Raw genomic sequence first — 17,111 nt, 5'->3', positions numbered from 1 at the left:
GTGGGTCGCCCTCCAGGGTATCCGGCCCGGCGAGCAAATCGTCCCTGCCCGCTGCAACGGGCGGACGGGGGGACTGGTGTCCCCGCGTCGGGGAGCGTGCTCGGTCGACGCACGACTCGGCCGGAAGGTCACCCCCGCAGCGACTCCTCCAGCCCCCGCGCCACCGACGCCGCCTCCTCCCCCGGCAACGGCGCACCCCCGTGACCGGTGACGTAGAACGCGTCCACCGCGTTCGCCCCCAGTGTCGACACGTGCGCGCTGCGTACCCGCACCCCGGCCGCCTCCAGTGCGCGCCCCAGCCGGAACAGCAGTCCCGGCGCGTCCTGGGCGCGGACCTCGATCACGGTGGCCAGCCGGGACGCGGCCGGGGCGACGGTCACGCGGGGCGAGGGCGGCTCCACGCCCCGGCGCCGGGGATGGGCGGCGTCCCGTTCGGCGAGCCGCGCTGCGATGTCCAGGGTGCCGTCCAGGGCCCTGACCAGGTCGGACCGGAGCCTGGCGGCCTGGGGCAGGGAGCCGTACTGCGCGGCGACCCGCCAGTCGAGGAGCAGCACCGAGCCGTCGACGCCGTCCGGCAGCGGGACGGACCGCAGCTCGGCGGTGCGGACGGTCAGGCGGTGCAGGGCCAGGACCCCGGCCACGGCGGGGAGCACCCCGGCCTGGTCGGGTACGGCGATCATCAGTTCCACGCCGAGCGGCTCGGGGCCGTCGGCCGGGGAGGCGTCGGCCGCTGCCGGATCGGCGGGTGGCTCGGCCCGTGCCCGCAGCGCCAGTACGGGGCCGCCCGTGCGGAACGCCTCGACCGCGAGCCGTTCCTGTTCGGCGGTGGGCGTCGCGGCGGCGGGTTCGCCGGGCGGGTCCCCGGCCAGCACCGAGGCGACCCGTTTCACCAGGTCGGCGACGAGCGCGCCGCGCCAGGAGGACCAGGCGGCCGGGCCCGTGGCCAGCGCGTCCGCCTCGGTCAGGACGTGCAGCAGTTCCAGCGTCCGCTCCGTGCCGACCGCCTCCGCGACCCCGCGCACGGTGGCCGGGTCGTCGAGGTCGCGCCGGGTGGCGGTCTCCACGAGCAGCAGGTGGTGGCGTACGAGGGTGGCGAGGACGGCCGCGTCCGTGCGGTCGAAGCCGATGCGGGTGGCCACGTCCCGGGCGATCGTCTCGCCGGCCACGGAGTGGTCGCCGGGCCAGCCCTTGCCGATGTCGTGCAGCAGCGCGGCGACCAGCAGCAGGTCGGGGCGGTGCACGCGGCGGGTGAATCCGGCGGCGCGGACGGCGGTCTCGATCAGGTGCCGGTCGACGGTCCACAGGTGCACGGCGTTGCGCTGCGGACGGCAGCGGACCCGCTCCCAGTCGGGCAGCAGCCGGGTGACCAGGCCCTCGGCCTCCAGGGCCTCCCAGACCTGCACGGTGGGGCGGCCGGAGCCCAGCAGGGTCACCAGTTGCTCCCGTGCCTCGGCGGGCCAGGGCGTGGGCAGGGGGCGCGCGGTGGCCGCCAGGCGCCGGACGGCGTGCAGGGAGAGCGGGAGGCCGGCCTGCGCGGCGGCGGCCGCGGCGCGCAGCGGGAGTACGGGGTCGCGTTCGGGGCGCGCGGTGCGGGCGAGTACCACCTCGCCGTCCTGCTCCACGACGCCTTCGGCGAGCGGGGAGCGCTCGGTGACCGGTTTCCCGCCGTTCCTCCCGCCCATCAGGGCGCGCAGCCTCGGCCGTACGGAGCGTGCGCGCAGGACGCGCCCCACTTCGCGCCAGGTGACGTCGCCCGCGTAGGAGATGACCCGGGCCGCCTCGTACACCTGCCGCAGCAGCGCGTCCGCGTCCAGGAGGCCCAGTGCGGCGGCCACCTCGTCGTGTTCCTGGAGGGCCAGCCGGTCGGTGGCCCGGCCGGTCGCCAGGTGCAGGGCGTCGCGTACGTCGAGGAGCCGGCGCCGGGCGTCGTCGAGGCCCTCGCGCGGGGCGTCGGCCAGCCAGGACGCGGCGACGGCGCGCAGGGCGGTGGCGTCGCGCAGGCCGCCTCTGGCCTCCTTGAGGTCGGGTTCCAGCAGGAACCGCAGCTCGCCCTGGCGTTCGGCGCGCTCGGCGCACAGGTCCCGGAGTTCGGGGAGGCGTTTGGGGGCCTGGTTGCGCCAGTCGGCGAGGACGGCGGTGCGCAGGGCGGTGGTCAGGCCGAGGTCTCCGGCGAGGTGGCGGGCGTCCAGGAGCCCGAGGTGGACCTTGAGGTCCTCGCCCGCAGTCTTCCGGGCCTGCTGCGGGGTGCGGACGGAGTGGTCGAGGTCGAGGCCGAGGTCCCAGACCGGGTACCAGAGGCGGTCGGCGAGGGCCGCGACGGCCTTGTCGTCCCGGCCGTCGTGCAGCAGGAGCAGGTCCAGGTCGCTGCGCGGGGAGAGTTCGCCGCGCCCGTATCCGCCGACCGCGACGAGGGAGACCCCCGCGGGGTGTGCGGTGGCCGCGCCGAAGAGGCCGGCCAGCCAGGCGTCGGTCAGTTCGGCCAGTGCCCTGCGGCGCGGCGGCCCGGTCCGCGCCCCCTCGGTGAGGAGGCGCAGCCGGGCCGCCGCGTAGCCGCCGGGTTGCGGGCCTTCTGCTGGTTGCGTCACGTCCGTACTCGTCACCCGGCGACTCCTTGTCCGTCCGTCGTGTCAGAGCGCGTCGGGTCCGCGCTCGCCGGTCCTGACCCGTACGGCCGTGTCGACCGGGACCGCCCAGACCTTGCCGTCGCCGATCTTGCCGGTGCGGGCCGCCTTGACCACGACGTCGATGAGCTGCTCGGCGTCGTCGTCCTCGGCCAGGACATCGATGCGGATCTTGGGCACGAGGTCGACGGTGTACTCGGCACCGCGGTAGACCTCGGTGTGTCCGCGCTGGCGGCCGTAACCGCTGGCCTCGGTGACGGTCAGGCCGTGGACCCCGAAGGCCTGGAGGGCCTCCTTGATCTCGTCGAGCCGGTGCGGCTTGACGACGGCGGTGATGAGCTTCATGCGTCCACCTTCTTGCTCGGGGCCGGCGCGGCCGTGGAGGCGGCCGGTGCGGCGGTCGTCCGGGCGGCACCGCCGCCGGCGCCGCTGAAGTCGTATGCGGTCTCGGCGTGCTCGGCCTGGTCGATGCCGGCCACCTCGACGTCCTCCGGTACCCGCATGCCGATCGTCTTGTCCAGCAGGAGGGCGAGGACCGCGGAGACGACCAGGGAGTAGGCGAGGACGCCGAAGACGCCGGCGCACTGCTTCCAGAACTGGTCGAGGCCGCCGCCGTAGAAGAGGCCCTGGACGTCGGACTGGCCCTTGCCGCTGGCGAAGAAGCCGATGAGCAGCGAGCCGAGGATGCCGCCGACGAGGTGGACGCCGACCACGTCGAGGGAGTCGTCGTAGCCGAACTTGTACTTCAGGCCGACGGCCATGGCGCAGACCACGCCGGCGATGAGCCCGACGGCGATCGCGCCGAGCGGGGAGACCGCGCCGCCGGCCGGGGTGATGGCGACCAGGCCGGAGACGGCGCCGGAGGCCGCGCCGAGGGTGGTGAAGGCGCCGTGCCGGATCTTCTCGTAGGCGAGCCAGCCGAGGACGGCGGCGCCGGTGGCGACCTGGGTGTTGACGAACATCAGCGCGCCGACGCCGTCGTCGTTGCCGAGCCACGACCCGGCGTTGAAGCCGAACCATCCGAACCAGAGCAGGCCCGCGCCGAGCATGACCAGCGGCAGGCTGTGCGGGCGCATCGGGTCCTTCTTGAACCCGACCCGCTTGCCGATGACGAGGATCACGCCGAGCGCGGCCGCACCGGCGTTGATGTGCACGGCGGTTCCGCCGGCGAAGTCGATCACGCCCAGTTCGAAGGCCCAGCCGCCGGCGCCCCAGACCCAGTGGGCGACGGGGAAGTAGACGATCGTGGCCCACAGGGCGATGAACAGCGCCCAGGCGGTGAACTTCACGCGGTCCGCGAGGGCGCCGCTGATCAGGGCCGGGGTGAGGACGGCGAACATGAGCTGGAAGACCAGGAACACGAAGACGGGGATCGTGTATCCGTCCCACAGCTCGGTCAGGCCGATGTTGCTGAGGCCGAGCCAGTCGGAGTTCCAGCCGACGAGGCTGCCGGAGTCGGTGCCGAACGCCATGGAGAAGCCGTAGAGCACCCACAGGACGGTGACGATCCCGAGGCTGATGAAGCTCATCATCAGCATGTTCAGGGTGCTCTTGACGCGGACCATGCCTCCGTAGAAGAAGGCCAGGGCGGGCGTCATGAGCATCACCAGGGCGGAGCAGATGAGCATGAAGCCTGTGTTGGCGGCGGAGAGCTCGGTCTCTGCCGCGAGCGTGATGGCTGGAGCCATCGGCGTCTCCTCGTCGTTGGTACGGCCCCGTGCGGGCGAAGCCTGGCGGGCGGGCGGTGAGGGGTGGGCCGGTTATGCGCCACGAGACTGGCGCAGCGCGGTTTCCGTGGAGGCCCCTCGGTGTTTCGCCGCCGTGACGAAGGCGCGGTGCGTGTTACGCGTGGGTGAACGGCCGGCCGCCGTCCCGCGCGCCGGCCACCGTGCGCGGGTGGTCGGTACCGGGTGACGAGCCGGCCGCGGCGGGCCTCCGAATGACCTGGCATGGGGGAGCCGAGTCGGGCAGTTCGGGAGGGCCGGCCGCGGCCGGGGCTGGTGGGGGTTCAGACCGCTTCGGCGGTCTCCGGCAGCTCGACGGCGAGCCGTTCGGTGAGGTCGACGACCTCACCGAGGTCGCCGAAATCGCGTACGGCCGTGTCGACGGTCTTGCGGATGCGGGTGTTGACGCGTTCGGAGCGGACCTTCTTGGCGATGCCCATGGCCTGCTTGGCGAGGACGGCGCTCTCCTCGGGCTCGCGGCGCAGCAGGTGCACGGTGGCCATGCCGATGAGGTTGAGCGCGTAGGACCGCTGGTGTTCCTCGTCCTTGGCGAACAGCTCCACGGCCCGGCGCATCAGGGGGTCGGCGAGGGAGGCGTAGGCGGGGCTGCGGCCCGCGACGTAGGCCAGGTCGCGGAAGGAGTGGCTGTTCTCGCCGTGCAGTTCGGCCTCGGAGAAGAAGCGGATCCAGTCGGGGTCCGGCTCGTCCCACTCGTCGGCCTCGGCGAAGATGTCCTCGGCCATGCGCACCGCTCGCTTGGTGCGGCCGGGCTGGCCCATGTTGGCGTAGGCGCGGGCCTCCATCGCGTACAGCATCGACTGGGTGCGGGGGCCGGCGCAGTCGCGGCTGCCGTACTGGGCGAGATGGATCAGTTCCAGGGCGTCGTCGGGCCGGCCGAGGTGGATCATCTGACGGCTCATGCTGGAGAGGATGTACGAGCCCAGCGGCCGGTCCCCCGCCTCCTTGGCGGCGTGCAGGGCGAGCACGAAGTACTTCTGGGCGGTGGGCTGGAGCCCCACGTCGTACGACATCCAGCCGGCCAGCTCGGCCAGCTCGGCGGCGACCTTGAAGAGCTTGGCGCGGGTGGTCTCCGACTGGGGTTCCTGGAGCAGGTCGGTGACCTCGTGGAGCTGGCCGACGACGGCCTTGCGGCGCAGACCGCCGCCGCACTGGGCGTCCCAGCGGCGGAACATGACGGCCGTGGACTCCAGCAGCTCCAGCTCCGGCCGGGACAGCCTCCCGCGCGCGCGGGAGCCGGGGGCGGCGCCCTCGCGTTCGGCGGACTGGCCGGCGGAGGGGGTGGGGACGAGCCAGCGCTGCATGGGCTCGATGAGGGACGGGCCCGCGGAGAGGGCCAGCGAGCTCCCGAGGAAGCCGCGCCGCGCCAGCATGAGGTCGCTGCGCGAGAACTCGCTGAGCAGGGCCACGGTCTGCGGGCCCGTCCAGGGGAGGTCGACGCCGGTCGCGGAGGGGGTGGGGCGGGTGGAACGCAGGCCCAGGTCCTCGACGGAGACGACGACGCCGAAACGCTCGGAGAACAGCTCGGACAGGATCCGCGGGATGGGTTCGCGCGGGTTCTCCCCGTCGAGCCAGCGGCGCACGCGCGAGGTGTCGGTGGAGATGTGATTGGCGCCGAGCTGGCGGGCCCGGCGGTTGACCTGGCGGGCCAGCTCGCCCTTGGACCAGCCGCTGCGGGCGAACCAGGACGTGAGCAGCTCGTTCGGGCGCTTGTCGGGGTGCGACGCACTCCCCGCGCTCGTACCGCTTCCGCCGTTGCCGCTCACTGGAACGCCCCCATCCCTGAGACCACCTGTCGCCGAGTGCGCCAAGCCCTATCAGAATGCCGGTGGTCACGGCGCTCCGTCCGGTGGTTGCCACCCTTCGAACGGAGAACCGGGTTGCCTCCGGCATACCCACAAGTGCATGTGCCCCAAGGCTCCATGCACTCAAAGTAGTCCCGCGATCACTCGTTCAGCCATGGCGATTGCGGAATCGCCACCATTCGCCACCCCTTCGAATGAACTCAGCGCGGCCGGGACGCGATTCACTTGACACACGCCACTCTGGAGTCGGTGCAACGGTGCACGCCGGAGCGTGCACGGCCGGGCGCACTACCCGGCGTGCTTCCGGGCGCTGCCTGAATCGCCCGGGACTGGGGAGGTGGAAGCAGAGAGTCACGTCTCACGTCCGCTGCGTAACCGTCACCGCGCCGGACCCGTTGGAGGGGGCATGGGTTTCACCATCGGCATCGGCAGCAGTCGGGGCATGCGCGAGATCCGGTCCGGTGCGCGCCGCCGCGGCCGCGCCTCGGAGTGCACCGTTGTGGCCGAGTTCACCGGGCTGTGGGGCTGGGACGTGGTCCCGGGCGCCCGGGCCGCCGCGGGCGCCTGCTCGTGCGGCCTGCCCGACTGCCCGGCGCCGGGCGCGCACCCCCTGGACTTCGCGCCCGAGGTTCCCGCCGGGGCGCGGCTCGACGAGGCGAGCGAGGCGTGGGGGCGGTTTCCCGGCGCGGCGGTGATGCTCGCGGCCGGGCGGGCCTTCGACGTGATCGAGGTGGCCGAGCCCGCCGGCCTGCGGGCACTGGCCCGGCTGGAGCGCATGGGCCTCCCGCTCGGCCCGGTCGCGGCGACGCCGCAGGGCCGCGCCCAGTTCTTCGTCGCGCCGGGCGCCGCCGCCGAGCTGCCCCGGCTGCTGTACCGCATGGGCTGGGACGATCCGTCCGCCCTCGACCTGCGCGGCCTCGGCCCGGGTACGTACATCACGGCGCCGCCCTCCGACCGCGGGGGCCGGGGCGCGGTGCGCTGGCTGCGGCCCCCGGCCCTCGACTCGGCCACGCGGCCCCCGGCGGCCAGGCTGCTCCTGGGGACGCTGGCGTACCTGGCCCACCGGTCCCGGGCGCAGACCACCGGCCTCGACCGGAGCCACCAGGGGACCGTCTAGACCGTCCCCGGCGTCACCCGGCGGTTTCATGACTCACCGGGTCAGCCACCCGGTCCGCACCGGCGCACCGGCGCACCGGCGCACCGACACACCGGCACACCGGCACGGACCACACCGGCACCCCGCCCCGACGCCCCCGCAGCCGCAGACGCCCCGCACCTCCAGAGCGGCTCGGCGCCGTCCCAGGCCCCCGGATCACCCGGCCAAACGACACCGCACCCACACCCACCCCGGGCCACCCCCGCAGTTCCTCCCCTGAGCCCTCCGAGCCACCACCCGCACCTCCCCCACACCGCCAGAGCGGCCCAGCGCCGTCCCGGAGCCCCGGGTCAGCCGCCCGGACCACACCGCTCCCCGCACCGGCCCCCGCCCCGGCCCCCGCGCTCCCCCCAGGCCCCCTCCGGGCCACCACCCGCGCCGCTCCCACAACTCCGGAGTGCCCCGGCGGCTTCCCGGCCGCCGCGCGGTGTCGCTCAGGAGGCGTGCGCCGCGGCGCACGGGCCGCCCGACACGGCGAAGCGCCCGTCCCCCGGTCCGGGAGGCGGGCGCTTCTCACGCGTGCGTACGCAGGGCGCCGCAGGCTGCGTCACTCGCCGATGAGGGCGTCCACGAAGGCCGCGGGCTCGAACGGTGCCAGGTCGTCCGCGCCCTCGCCGAGCCCGATCAGCTTGACCGGCACGCCCAGTTCGCGCTGCACGGCGACCACGATGCCGCCCTTGGCCGTGCCGTCCAGCTTGGTGAGCACAATGCCGGTGATGTCCACGACCTCGGCGAAGACCCGGGCCTGGATCAGCCCGTTCTGGCCCGTGGTGGCGTCGAGCACGAGCAGCACCTCGTCCAGCGGCGCGTGCTTCTCCACGACGCGCTTGACCTTGCCCAGCTCGTCCATGAGGCCGGTCTTGGTGTGCAGGCGGCCGGCGGTGTCGATGAGCACGACGTCCGAACCCAGCTCCTTGCCCTCCTTGACCGCGTCGAAGGCCACGGACGCCGGGTCGCCGGCCTCCGGCCCGCGCACGGTGTGGGCGCCGACGCGCTCGCCCCAGGTCTGGAGCTGGTCGGCGGCGGCGGCACGGAAGGTGTCGGCGGCACCGAGGACGACGCTGCGGCCGTCGGCGACCAGGACGCGGGCGAGCTTGCCGGTGGTGGTGGTCTTGCCGGTGCCGTTGACCCCGACGACCATCACGATGCCGGGCTTGCCGGTGGCGGGCTCGGTCCTGACCTCGCGGTCCATGTCGGGGCCGACGAGGTTGATCAGCTCTTCGCGCAGCAGTCCGCGCAGCTCCTCGGGGGTGCGGGTGCCGAGCACCTTCACCCGCTCGCGCAGCCGCTCGACCAGCTCCTGGGTGGGCTGTACGCCGACGTCGGCCGTGAGGAGCGTGTCCTCGACCTCCTCCCAGGTGTCCTCGTCGAGGTGCTCCCGGGACAGCAGGGTCAGCAGTCCCTTGCCGAGCGCGTTCTGCGAGCGGGAGAGGCGGGCACGGAGCCGGACCAGACGGCCGGCGGTGGGCTCGGGAACCTCGATCTGCGGGATCTCGAGCTCTTCGACGACGGGCGGCTCCTCGACGGTGGCGGTGCCGCCGTCCGGGAGGTCGACCTCCTCTATCGTCCGGCGCGTTTCGTCGCGCGGCGTCTCGGCCTCTTCGCCGACGTGCGGCTCGGCCGGAGGGGCGGTGATGTCGGGCGTCGCGGGAGGCGGCGGAGGCAGCTTCTTGCGGCGACTGCCGACCACCAGCCCGCCGAGCGCGCCGATCACGACCACGGCGATGACTACAGCAAGGATGACGATTTCCATAACGCGTCCAGTATGCGTGACCCCCTGCTCGGGTCCCGGCTGTCGGCTCCTTGTGGTTTCGTCCGAAGGACAAAGGGCCCTGGAAGGAACGAGTCGGAGCAAAGTACGATGGAAGAGGATGCGTCAACGCGCGTAGAGTCCCGACCGTCCCCTCTCCCCCACGATCGAGGCACGGACCCCCCACATGAGCAAGACCGCCGAGAACGAAGGCGCCCTGGAAACCCGTGGCATCGAGCAGGTGCCCGACCACGAGCGCACCGCCCGGATCCGCGACCTGTTCCCGACCTGGGTCGGCGCCAACATCAGCGTGCTGCTGCTCACGATGGGCGCGAGCCTCGTCGTGGCGTACGGGCTCAACTTCTGGCAGGCCCTGGTCGTCGCGGCCGCGGCGCCCGTCGTGTCGTACGGCCTGGTGGGTCTGATCGGCATCGCCGGCAAGCGGGGCGGTGCCCCCGGCATGGCGCTCTCCCGCGCGGTGTTCGGGCAGCGGGGCAATCTGCTGCCGGGCTCGCTGATCTGGGTCGCCCGCTGGGGCTGGGAGACGATCAACGCGGTGACCGGCGCGTACGCCCTGCTCACCGTGCTGGACATTGTGTTCGGCATCCGCGCGAACAGCGTGCTGGACATGGTGACGCTGCTGGCCTTCGTCGTGGCGACGTTCGCGATCTCGGGGCTGGGCATCAACGCCGTGCAGAAGTGCAACAAGTACGCGACGTACCTCTTCGGCGCCTTCTCCGTGCTCGTGCTGGGTTACCTGATCGTGGACACGGACTGGTCCGCGGTCTTCGGCCGGTCCGCCGGCTCGGTGGCCGCGATGATCACGGGCGTCGGTCTGATCGCGGCCGGCGGGGTGAGCTGGATCCCGTCCGCTCCCGACTTCACCCGCTACCTGCCGCGCACGGCGTCCTCGAAGGGCATCGTGGGTGTCACGGTCGGCGGGGCCGGCATCGTCGTGCTGCCCATGGTCCTGATGGGCATGATCATGGCCGTCTCCACGCCGGACCTGGCCTCGGCCGCCGACCCGGTCTCCTTCCTCGGCGAGATCCTGCCCACCTGGATCGCGGTGCCGTACCTGCTGATCGCGCTGATCGGCATGCTGCTGATCAACTCGATGTCGATGTACTCGGCCGGCTTCACCGCGCAGACCCTGGGCTTCAAGGTCCCGCGGCACTGGGCGGTCTCGGTCAACGCCGTGATCTCGCTCGTCTTCGGCGGCGTGCTGATGCTGGTGGCGACCAGCTTCATGGGGTCCTTCATCGCCTTCCTGTCGCTGCTCGCGGTCGCCTTCTCCGCCTGGGTCGGCGTCTTCGGCGCGGACCTGCTGCGCGGCCGGGAGTACGACGGCGCGGCCCTGGCCGACACCGGCCGCACCAGCGCCTACTGGTACCGCGGCGGCTTCTCCCCCGCCGCCGTCGCCGCCTGGGCGGTGGGCCTGGCCGCCGGTCTGATGTTCACCACGTCCGACTGGTTCACCGGCCCGCTCGCGGCGAACAACGTCGTCGGCGAGTACGGACTGGGCTGGGTGGCCACGGTGGTGATCTCCGGTCTGCTGTACCTCGTGCTGCCGAAGCCCGCGGCGGTCGTCCCGGAGCGCCCCGCCGAGCCGGCGGAACGAGCCGGGACCGTGACCGTCTGAGGCCCCGCCGGCACCCCGCCCGGTGGGCTACGGACGGGTCAGCGCGAGGACGACGTTGTGCCCGCCGAAGCCGAAGGAGTGGCTGACCGCGGCGCGGACCTCCTGGCGGCGGGGCCGCTTCACCACGCAGTCGAGGTCGAGCCCGGGCGCGGGAGCCTCCAGGTTGGCGACCGGCGGGACGCGGCGGTGCTGGAGGGTCAGCACGGTCAGCGCGGCCTCGATACCCCCGGCGGCGCCGAGGCTGTGCCCGAGGACCCCCTTGGCCGCGGTGACGCTGGGCCGGTGCGGCAGGACCCGCGCGATCAGGCCGGCCTCGGTGGCGTCGTTGAGCTCCGTGGACGTGCCGTGGGCGTTGACGTGGTCGACGTCGTGCGGGGCGAGCCCGGCCTCGGCGAGCGCGGTGCGCAGGGCCGCCTCCGCTCCCCGCCCGTCCGGTGACGGCGCGGTGGGGTGGTGGGCGTCGGAGGTACTGCCGCAGCCCGCGAGCAGGGCGCGGGGCGGCCTGCCGCGGGCCGCGGCGTCGGCGACGCGTTCCAGGACCAGCACGCCGGCGCCCTCCCCCACGACGAAGCCGTCGCGGTCGGCGGCGAACGGCCGGGACGCCTCGGCGGGCGCGTCGCGGCGTTCCGAGAGGGCTCCCATGCGCCAGAAGCCGGTGGTGGACAGCCGGCTGACGCCCGCTTCGACGCCGCCGGCCACGGCCACGTCGCACAGGCCGGCCGCCAGCAGGTCGCGGGCCAGCGCGAGGGCGGTCGCCCCGGAGGCGCAGGCGGTGGCGGGGGCGAGGCCGATGCCCCGGGCCCCGAGGTCGATGGAGACCTCACCGGTGCCGAGGTTGGGCAGGACCAGGGGGATGGCGAGGGGCGAGACGAAGTCGGGACCGCGCTCCTCCAGGCGCCTGCCCTGCTCCTCCCACTTGTCCACGCAGCCCATGCCGCAGCCGAGGATCACCGCGACGCGGGCGCCGTCCCAGTCGGCGGGCCGGTGGCCGGCGTCGCGGACGGCCTCCCGGGCGGCGAGGACGGCGAGCTTCGCGGAGCGTCCCATGCGCCACGAGCGGCGTCCGACCCGCCGGTCCAGTTCCTCCTCGGTCAGCGGGACCCGGCAGGAGAAGTCGACGGGCAGGCCGGCGAGGAGGGGGTCCGGGGCGGCGGTGCCGGTTCCCGCGCACACCGCTTCCCAGGTCGCCTCCGCTCCGTCTCCGCCGGGGGTGACCAGGCCCAGCCCGGTGATCGCGACGGGGGTGCGGGGTGTCACGGCGTGGTCACCGACCGGGCGCGCAGGGTGTCGAGGTGCTCGGTCACCTGGGCGAGGGTGGTGGCCCGGGTGGCGTGCTCCTCGTCGACCCGCACCTCCAGGCGTTCCTGGAGGATGAGCGCGAACTCGGCGAGGGCGAGCGAGTCGAGTTCGAGCTGTTCGAGGGTGCGCTCGGGGCTGATCTCGTCGTCGGGGACGCGGAACGTCGTGGTCAGCACGGAGCGGATCACGTCGTAGGTGTCGGTCATGGGCGGGCGGTTCCCTTCTCGATGCCGGGTACGGCGGGGTGGGCGGACGAGAGCGGAGGCTTCGGCCCGGACCGGGGGGCCGGGCCCGGAGGGGCGGGCAGGAGCCGGGCGAGGGTGCCGGCGCCGGCGGCGGGGCGGCCCGCGGCCTCGAACGCCTCCCGGATGCCGTCGGCGAAGCCGAGCGGCGGGGTGAACCCGAGGCCGGTGCGGGCGGCGGTCAGGTCGAACCAGTGCGGGTGCACCAGTTCGGCGACCAGGAAGCGGCTGAGGCCGTGCGTGCCGGTGGCGCCCCGCAGCCGGTCCGCCGTCTCGCGGGCGGCAGCGGCGGCGTGGGCGAGTGGGGCGGGCACCGGCCGCCAGGTGGCGCGGACCCCGGCGGCGGCGAGCAGCAGGCCGACGATGTCGCGCAGGGGCAGCGGCTCGCCCTGGGCGACGAAGTAGGCCCGCCCGCCGACCGGGCACCCCTGGTGGAGCCGGTCGAGGGCGAGCAGGTGGGCGTGGGCGGCGGTGCGGACGTGGGTGGTGTCGACGAGGTTGGTCCCGTTGCCCGGCATGACGAGGCGCCCCCGGCGGACGGCGCGGGTCAGGGCGGGCAGGAAGTGCGGGTCGCCCGGCCCCCAGATGATGTGCGGGCGCAGGGCGAGGGTGGCGAGGCCGCCGGAGCCGTGGGCGGCGAGGGCCAGTGTCTCGGCGACGGCCTTGGTGCGGGGGTAGGCGGCCAGGTGCCGGCGCGGGTGGGGCAGCCGCTCGTCGGCGTTCTCCAGGCCCCCGGGCCGGAAGACGACGCTGGCGGTCGAGGTGTGGACGAGGGTGCGCACGCCGAGCCGGCGGCACCGGTCGAGCACCGTACGGGTGCCGTCGACGTTGGTGCACCAGTAGGGGGCCGCCGGACCGCCCGTTCCCGCGAGGGCGGCGTTGTGGACGACGGCGTCGCACCCGGCGAGCGCCCGGTCGACGGCGGCCGGGTCGGTGAGGTCGCCGTGGACCTGGCGGACGCCGAGCCGCGTCAGCGCGGCGCTCGGGCGGCGGCTGAGGGAGACGGTCTCGGTGCCGCGGGCGGTGAGCTGCCGGCAGATCTCGGCGCCGAGGAAGCCGCTGCCGCCGGTGACGAGGACCCGGGCGGGGACCGGTGCGGCCGGTGCGCTCACCGCTGCCTCCGCAGGCGCCGGGTGGCCCAGGCGGCCAGCCGCTCGCGGTTGATCTTGGAGTTGTGCCGGATGTCCGTCGGGAACCCCGGGTGGACGAGGACGTCGGTGATGTGCCGCCCGTCGGGTCGCCGGTCGAGCAGTGCGCGCACCGCCGCGACCACCGCCGCGCGCCCGGGCCCCCGCGTGGTCAGCTCGACGCACAGCACGGCGCGCTGCCGGCCCGGGTCGCCGACCCCGACGAGGGCGCTGCGGCGCACGCCGGGCACGGTGTCGGCGGCGGCCTCGACGTCCTCGGTGGTCAGGACGTGACCGGTGCCGAGGACGCGGTGGCTGCGGCGGCCGTGGAACCAGATGCGGCCCTGCGCGTCGATGGTCCCCATGTCGCCGGTCCGGTGCTGGACGCCCTGGGCGGTGAGGGTCTTGGTGGCCGCGGTGACCTCGGGACGCGCGTGGTAGGCCGGGCTGACGTTGCCGCCGGTGACGGCGATCTCGCCGACGCCGTCGGGACCGGCGTCCAGGATCCTGGCGACGACGCCCTCGACGGGCCGGCCCACGCACGTGCCGGGGCCCGGTGAGCGGGCCTCGGCGGTGCCGGCGGCGCTCACCGGCAGGCACTCGGTGGCCCCGTAGGCGCTGAGCACCTCGGCGTCCGGCCGCAGCACCGCGTGCAGGGCGTCGGCGAGTGCGGCCCGCAGCGGGGCGCCGAAGGAGATCACGCGGTCGACGCGGCTCAGGGTGAGGCCGCGGCGCGCGCAGTGCTCGGCCAGCAGCCGCAGCACGGCGGGCGAGCCGACCACCACCTCCGTCCGGTTCTCCAGGAGCGGGCGGACCAGGCGTCCGGGCGGGGTGCGGGCCGGGGCGCGGTGGTTGACCGCGGGCGCGAGCGTGGTGTGCCCCAGCACCGGTCCCAGCAGCACGACGGGGAGGAACCCGGCGAACAGCGTGCCGTCGGTGCCGACCAGGCGGGCCAGCGTCTCGGCCTGCCCCGCCAGGGTGCGGTGGTGGTACTCGGCGCCCTTGGGGACGCCGGTCGAGCCGGAGGTGAAGGCGATCAGCGCGAGGTCGTCCGGCGCCGGGGGCCGGGTGTCCCGCGGCGGGCCGGCGGCTTCCCCGCCCCGCCGGGCGCGGGGCAGGGGCAGACGCCGCCGCAGTCCCGGGACGGCCGCCCCGGTGACGACGGCCGTCCGCACGTGTCCCCGGGCCCAGCCCAGCGCCGTACGGCCCAGGTGGGCGAGGGGTTGTCCGACGAACGCCTCGGGGGCCACCTCGTCCAGGCACTGGCGCAGGTCGGCGCGGGGCAGACCGGGGTCGACCAGGACCGGGACGGCTCCGACGGCGAGCAGCCCGTGGACGGTGGTGAACAGGTGGTAGGGGTCGCCGGTCATGGTCACGGCCTTGTGGCCGCGGCGCACCCCGGCCCGTTCGAAGGCCTCGGCCGCCTCCCGGCACCCCGCGACGAGCCGGGCGAACGTGACGGCCCGGCCCGCTCCGTCGCGGCGGCCGAGGACCAGGGCGGTGTCGTGCGGGCGCTCCGCGGCGAGCTGTTCGAGCCGGGCGTGGAGGTGTGCCATGTCAGCCCCGTTCCGTGGACGAGAGGAAGCCGCGGATGTCGTGGCCGAGCCGGCCGGCCGCGTCCTCCATGACGTAGTGGCCGGCGTCGGGGTAGCGGTGGACCCGGGCGTGCGGGAAGCGCCGCTCCCACTCCGCCAGGACTACGGGCGTGAACACCGGGTCGCGCATGCCCCAGCCGACGAACAGCGGAAGGCCGCGCAGGTCGGCTCCGTCGGCACCGGCCGGATCGAGGAGCCGCCAGGACTCCTCCCGTTCGTCGCGCGGGATGCCGCGTACGAAGTCCACGACCGCACGCCGGTCTCCGCTCCGGGCGAGCGGCAGCAGGTACGCCCGGCGTTCGGCCCGGCGCAGCGGGGCCACGACGCCGCCGCGCACCGCGGCCCGGGGGAAGAAGTTGGTGGCGTGGGCGAGGGCCGCGACGCCGCGGTGGTCCCGGATCCAGCGCAGGTACACCGGCAGCCGGTAGCCAGAAGGCCAGGGAAAGCAGACGGAGTTGAGCACCACGACGCGGGCGGGGCGCAGTGCCCGGCGCCGTGCCCAGGCCAGGCCGAGCGGTCCGCCCCAGTCGTGCAGCACCAGCGTCCAGCCGTCGCGGGGCATGTCCTGAGTGCCGACGAGGTGGTCGAACAGGGCGTCGAGGTGGTCGAGTTGCAGCAGGTGCCGGTCGACGGCGGCGGCCGGGACGCGCGGTCGCGGGGACAGGCCGAGCCCGGCGAGGTCGGGGGCGACGCAGCGGAAGTCCGGGGACAGTGCGGCCATCAGGTGGCGCCACTGGTAGCTCCACGAGGGATTGCCGTGCAGCAGCAGGACGGGTGGACCCGAGCCCGTGTCCACGTAGTGCTGACCGGTCCGGGGGACGCGCCGCCACCGGTCGGCTGCCGGATAGCCGGGCAGCAGAGAGGCCGGCGGCGTGGGGGGAGGCATGGCGCCACGGTAGGACGCGCCCGGCCGCCCGCACCGCGCCGACTCCGTCCCGCGCGGGAACTTCACCCGGCCGGTCCAGACGGGCCCTGGACGCGAACCACCCTGCAACGCACTGGAGTTCATCACACTTACCGGCTCTCACCGGTCGCCCGGCGCGCTGTACCGCCGGGGCACACGCGGTGGGCGAGCATGCCGGTGACCGGTTGGGGACCGCCGGAGGGTGGCCGGTCCCGCCGCACTTCGGCATCGTCGGGAGGCTGTTATGCGTGCGCCAGAGGTGGAGCGCGAAGACGTCGGGCTGCTCACGGAGTTGGAGCCGGTGGTCGCACGGGCCCTGGACGACCATTTCCGCGGCGCCGACGACTGGTATCCGCACCGGTTCGTCCCGTGGGGGCTGGGACGCGACTACGACGGCGTCCTCGGGGGCGAGCCCTGGGCGCCGGAGCAGGGGGCGATGGAGTCGGCGGTGCGGGACGCGCTGCTGCACAACCTGTTGAGCGAGGACAACCTGCCCAGCTACCACCGGGTGATCGCCGAGCTGTTCGGCAGGGACGGCGCGTGGGGCACCTGGGTCAACCGGTGGACGGTGGAGGAGGACCGCCACGGCACGGCCGTCCGGGACTACCTGATCGTCACGCGGACCGCCGATCCGGTGGCCATGGAGGACGCGCGCCGCCTGCACATGCAGACCGGGTACGACAGCGACTACCGCGGCGACGTCCTGGCCGGGCTGGTGTACGTGACCCTCCAGGAGCTGGCGACCCGGATCTCGTACCGGAACATCAAGCGGATCTCCGGCGAGCCGGTGTGCGTGGCGCTGCTGCAGCGGATCGCGCAGGACGAGAACCGGCACATGCTGTTCTACCGCCGGGTGCTCGAAGCGGCCATGGAGCTCCAGCCGGAGCGGACCATCGGGGCCCTGGCGACCGTGGTGGCGACGTTCCGGTCCCCCGCGCACGGCGCGCCGGACTTCCCGCGCCTGTCGATGTCGATGGCGCGGTCGGGCATCTACTCCCCCGTGACCCACCACACGGAAGTGCTCGCACCGGTGACGCGTCACCTGCGGGTGTTCGACCGGACCGGCCTCGGCGCCGAGGGCGAGGAGGCCAGGGACCGGCTCGCGGCACTGCTGCGGGCGTCCGAGGCGCAGGCCCGCAGGTTCGCCGGCCACGTGAACTCCGCGCTCTGAAAGCGTCGTTCAGGAGCGGCGCCCCCCGCCCGTACGCGGGGAGGCACCGCTCCGCCCGTG

At 74.5% G+C, this 17,111-nt stretch carries 13 protein-coding genes; 3 read left to right on the top strand and 10 right to left on the bottom strand.

Annotated elements, in window-relative coordinates; all coding sequences use genetic code 11:
• Positions 1-128: 128 nt before the first annotated feature.
• The 4 genes from IG88_RS0113530 to IG88_RS0113515 all read right to left on the bottom strand — a co-directional run bounded on the left by IG88_RS0113530 (position 129) and on the right by IG88_RS0113515 (position 6,129).
• Entirely contained in the window at positions 129-2,600 is a 2,472-nt protein-coding gene (locus IG88_RS0113530) for a [protein-PII] uridylyltransferase (RefSeq protein ID WP_031039543.1), read from the bottom strand.
• Positions 2,601-2,627: 27 nt separating this feature from the next.
• The gene (locus IG88_RS0113525; RefSeq protein WP_031039541.1) at positions 2,628-2,966 is read right to left on the bottom strand and encodes a P-II family nitrogen regulator; all 339 of its coding nucleotides are present in this window, start codon (positions 2,964-2,966) and stop codon (positions 2,628-2,630) included.
• Positions 2,963-4,309, bottom strand: a complete 1,347-nt coding sequence (locus tag IG88_RS0113520) for an ammonium transporter (protein ID WP_031039538.1) — start codon at positions 4,307-4,309, stop codon at positions 2,963-2,965. The genes IG88_RS0113525 and IG88_RS0113520 overlap by 4 nt, the downstream gene beginning before the upstream one ends.
• Before the next feature lie 320 nt (positions 4,310-4,629).
• Positions 4,630-6,129 (bottom strand): hypothetical protein, encoded by a 1,500-nt coding sequence (locus tag IG88_RS0113515; protein WP_031039535.1) that lies wholly within the window; start codon positions 6,127-6,129, stop codon positions 4,630-4,632.
• A gap of 445 nt (positions 6,130-6,574) precedes the next feature.
• On the opposite strand from IG88_RS0113515, the gene IG88_RS0113510 reads away from it, so the two are divergent.
• Complete coding sequence (locus IG88_RS0113510; RefSeq protein WP_051851892.1) at positions 6,575-7,285, top strand: bifunctional DNA primase/polymerase; 711 nt, start codon at positions 6,575-6,577, stop codon at positions 7,283-7,285.
• A gap of 586 nt (positions 7,286-7,871) precedes the next feature.
• Here the strand turns inward: IG88_RS0113510 and ftsY are convergent.
• On the bottom strand, positions 7,872-9,077 hold the full coding sequence (gene ftsY, locus IG88_RS0113505; RefSeq protein ID WP_031039529.1) for a signal recognition particle-docking protein FtsY: 1,206 nt from the start codon (positions 9,075-9,077) through the stop codon (positions 7,872-7,874).
• A gap of 184 nt (positions 9,078-9,261) precedes the next feature.
• Between ftsY and IG88_RS0113500 the strand changes: the two genes are divergently transcribed.
• Complete coding sequence (locus tag IG88_RS0113500) at positions 9,262-10,713, top strand: cytosine permease (protein WP_031039527.1); 1,452 nt, start codon at positions 9,262-9,264, stop codon at positions 10,711-10,713.
• Positions 10,714-10,740: 27 nt separating this feature from the next.
• Here the strand turns inward: IG88_RS0113500 and IG88_RS0113495 are convergent, their stop codons facing one another.
• Genes IG88_RS0113495 through IG88_RS0113475 form a run of 5 tightly spaced genes read right to left on the bottom strand, consistent with a single transcriptional unit; the run spans position 10,741 to position 15,862 of the window.
• Complete coding sequence (locus tag IG88_RS0113495) at positions 10,741-11,970, bottom strand: beta-ketoacyl-[acyl-carrier-protein] synthase family protein (protein ID WP_031039522.1); 1,230 nt, start codon at positions 11,968-11,970, stop codon at positions 10,741-10,743.
• Positions 11,967-12,218 (bottom strand): acyl carrier protein, encoded by a 252-nt coding sequence (locus IG88_RS0113490; RefSeq protein WP_031039520.1) that lies wholly within the window; start codon positions 12,216-12,218, stop codon positions 11,967-11,969. The genes IG88_RS0113495 and IG88_RS0113490 overlap by 4 nt, the downstream gene beginning before the upstream one ends.
• Positions 12,215-13,366, bottom strand: coding sequence for an NAD-dependent epimerase/dehydratase family protein (locus tag IG88_RS0113485; protein WP_063760611.1), 1,152 nt, complete (start codon positions 13,364-13,366; stop codon positions 12,215-12,217). Before IG88_RS0113485 ends, IG88_RS0113490 begins: the two co-directional genes overlap by 4 nt.
• Complete coding sequence (locus IG88_RS0113480; RefSeq protein ID WP_031039514.1) at positions 13,363-14,937, bottom strand: AMP-binding protein; 1,575 nt, start codon at positions 14,935-14,937, stop codon at positions 13,363-13,365. The genes IG88_RS0113485 and IG88_RS0113480 overlap by 4 nt, the downstream gene beginning before the upstream one ends.
• A gap of 1 nt (position 14,938) precedes the next feature.
• A complete protein-coding gene (locus IG88_RS0113475) occupies positions 14,939-15,862 on the bottom strand; it encodes an alpha/beta fold hydrolase (RefSeq protein ID WP_031039510.1) in 924 nt (307 codons plus the stop codon).
• 262 nt (positions 15,863-16,124) lie between these two features.
• On the opposite strand from IG88_RS0113475, the gene IG88_RS0113470 reads away from it, so the two are divergent.
• On the top strand, positions 16,125-17,051 hold the full coding sequence (locus tag IG88_RS0113470; RefSeq protein WP_031039508.1) for an acyl-ACP desaturase: 927 nt from the start codon (positions 16,125-16,127) through the stop codon (positions 17,049-17,051).
• Positions 17,052-17,111 lie beyond the last annotated feature (60 nt).

The organism is Streptomyces sp. NRRL F-5650 (assembly GCF_000721365.1).
GTDB classification, from domain to species: Bacteria; Actinomycetota; Actinomycetes; order Streptomycetales; family Streptomycetaceae; genus Streptomyces; species Streptomyces ardesiacus.
Note: the sequence above shows the minus strand (reverse complement) of the source record. Positions and strands in the feature narration are given on the sequence as shown.

What these genes read in the sequence shown, in the direction of transcription:
- IG88_RS0113525 (WP_031039541.1), bottom strand. Translation starts at nt 2,966, where the DNA reads ATGAAGCTCATCACCGCCGTCGTCAAGCCGCACCGGCTCGACGAGATC.
- IG88_RS0113520 (WP_031039538.1), bottom strand. Translation starts at nt 4,309, where the DNA reads ATGGCTCCAGCCATCACGCTCGCGGCAGAGACCGAGCTCTCCGCCGCC.
- IG88_RS0113510 (WP_051851892.1), top strand. Translation starts at nt 6,575, where the DNA reads ATGGGTTTCACCATCGGCATCGGCAGCAGTCGGGGCATGCGCGAGATC.
- ftsY (WP_031039529.1), bottom strand. Translation starts at nt 9,077, where the DNA reads ATGGAAATCGTCATCCTTGCTGTAGTCATCGCCGTGGTCGTGATCGGC.
- IG88_RS0113500 (WP_031039527.1), top strand. Translation starts at nt 9,262, where the DNA reads ATGAGCAAGACCGCCGAGAACGAAGGCGCCCTGGAAACCCGTGGCATC.
- IG88_RS0113490 (WP_031039520.1), bottom strand. Translation starts at nt 12,218, where the DNA reads ATGACCGACACCTACGACGTGATCCGCTCCGTGCTGACCACGACGTTC.
- IG88_RS0113480 (WP_031039514.1), bottom strand. Translation starts at nt 14,937, where the DNA reads ATGGCACACCTCCACGCCCGGCTCGAACAGCTCGCCGCGGAGCGCCCG.
- IG88_RS0113475 (WP_031039510.1), bottom strand. Translation starts at nt 15,862, where the DNA reads ATGCCTCCCCCCACGCCGCCGGCCTCTCTGCTGCCCGGCTATCCGGCA.
- IG88_RS0113470 (WP_031039508.1), top strand. Translation starts at nt 16,125, where the DNA reads ATGCGTGCGCCAGAGGTGGAGCGCGAAGACGTCGGGCTGCTCACGGAG.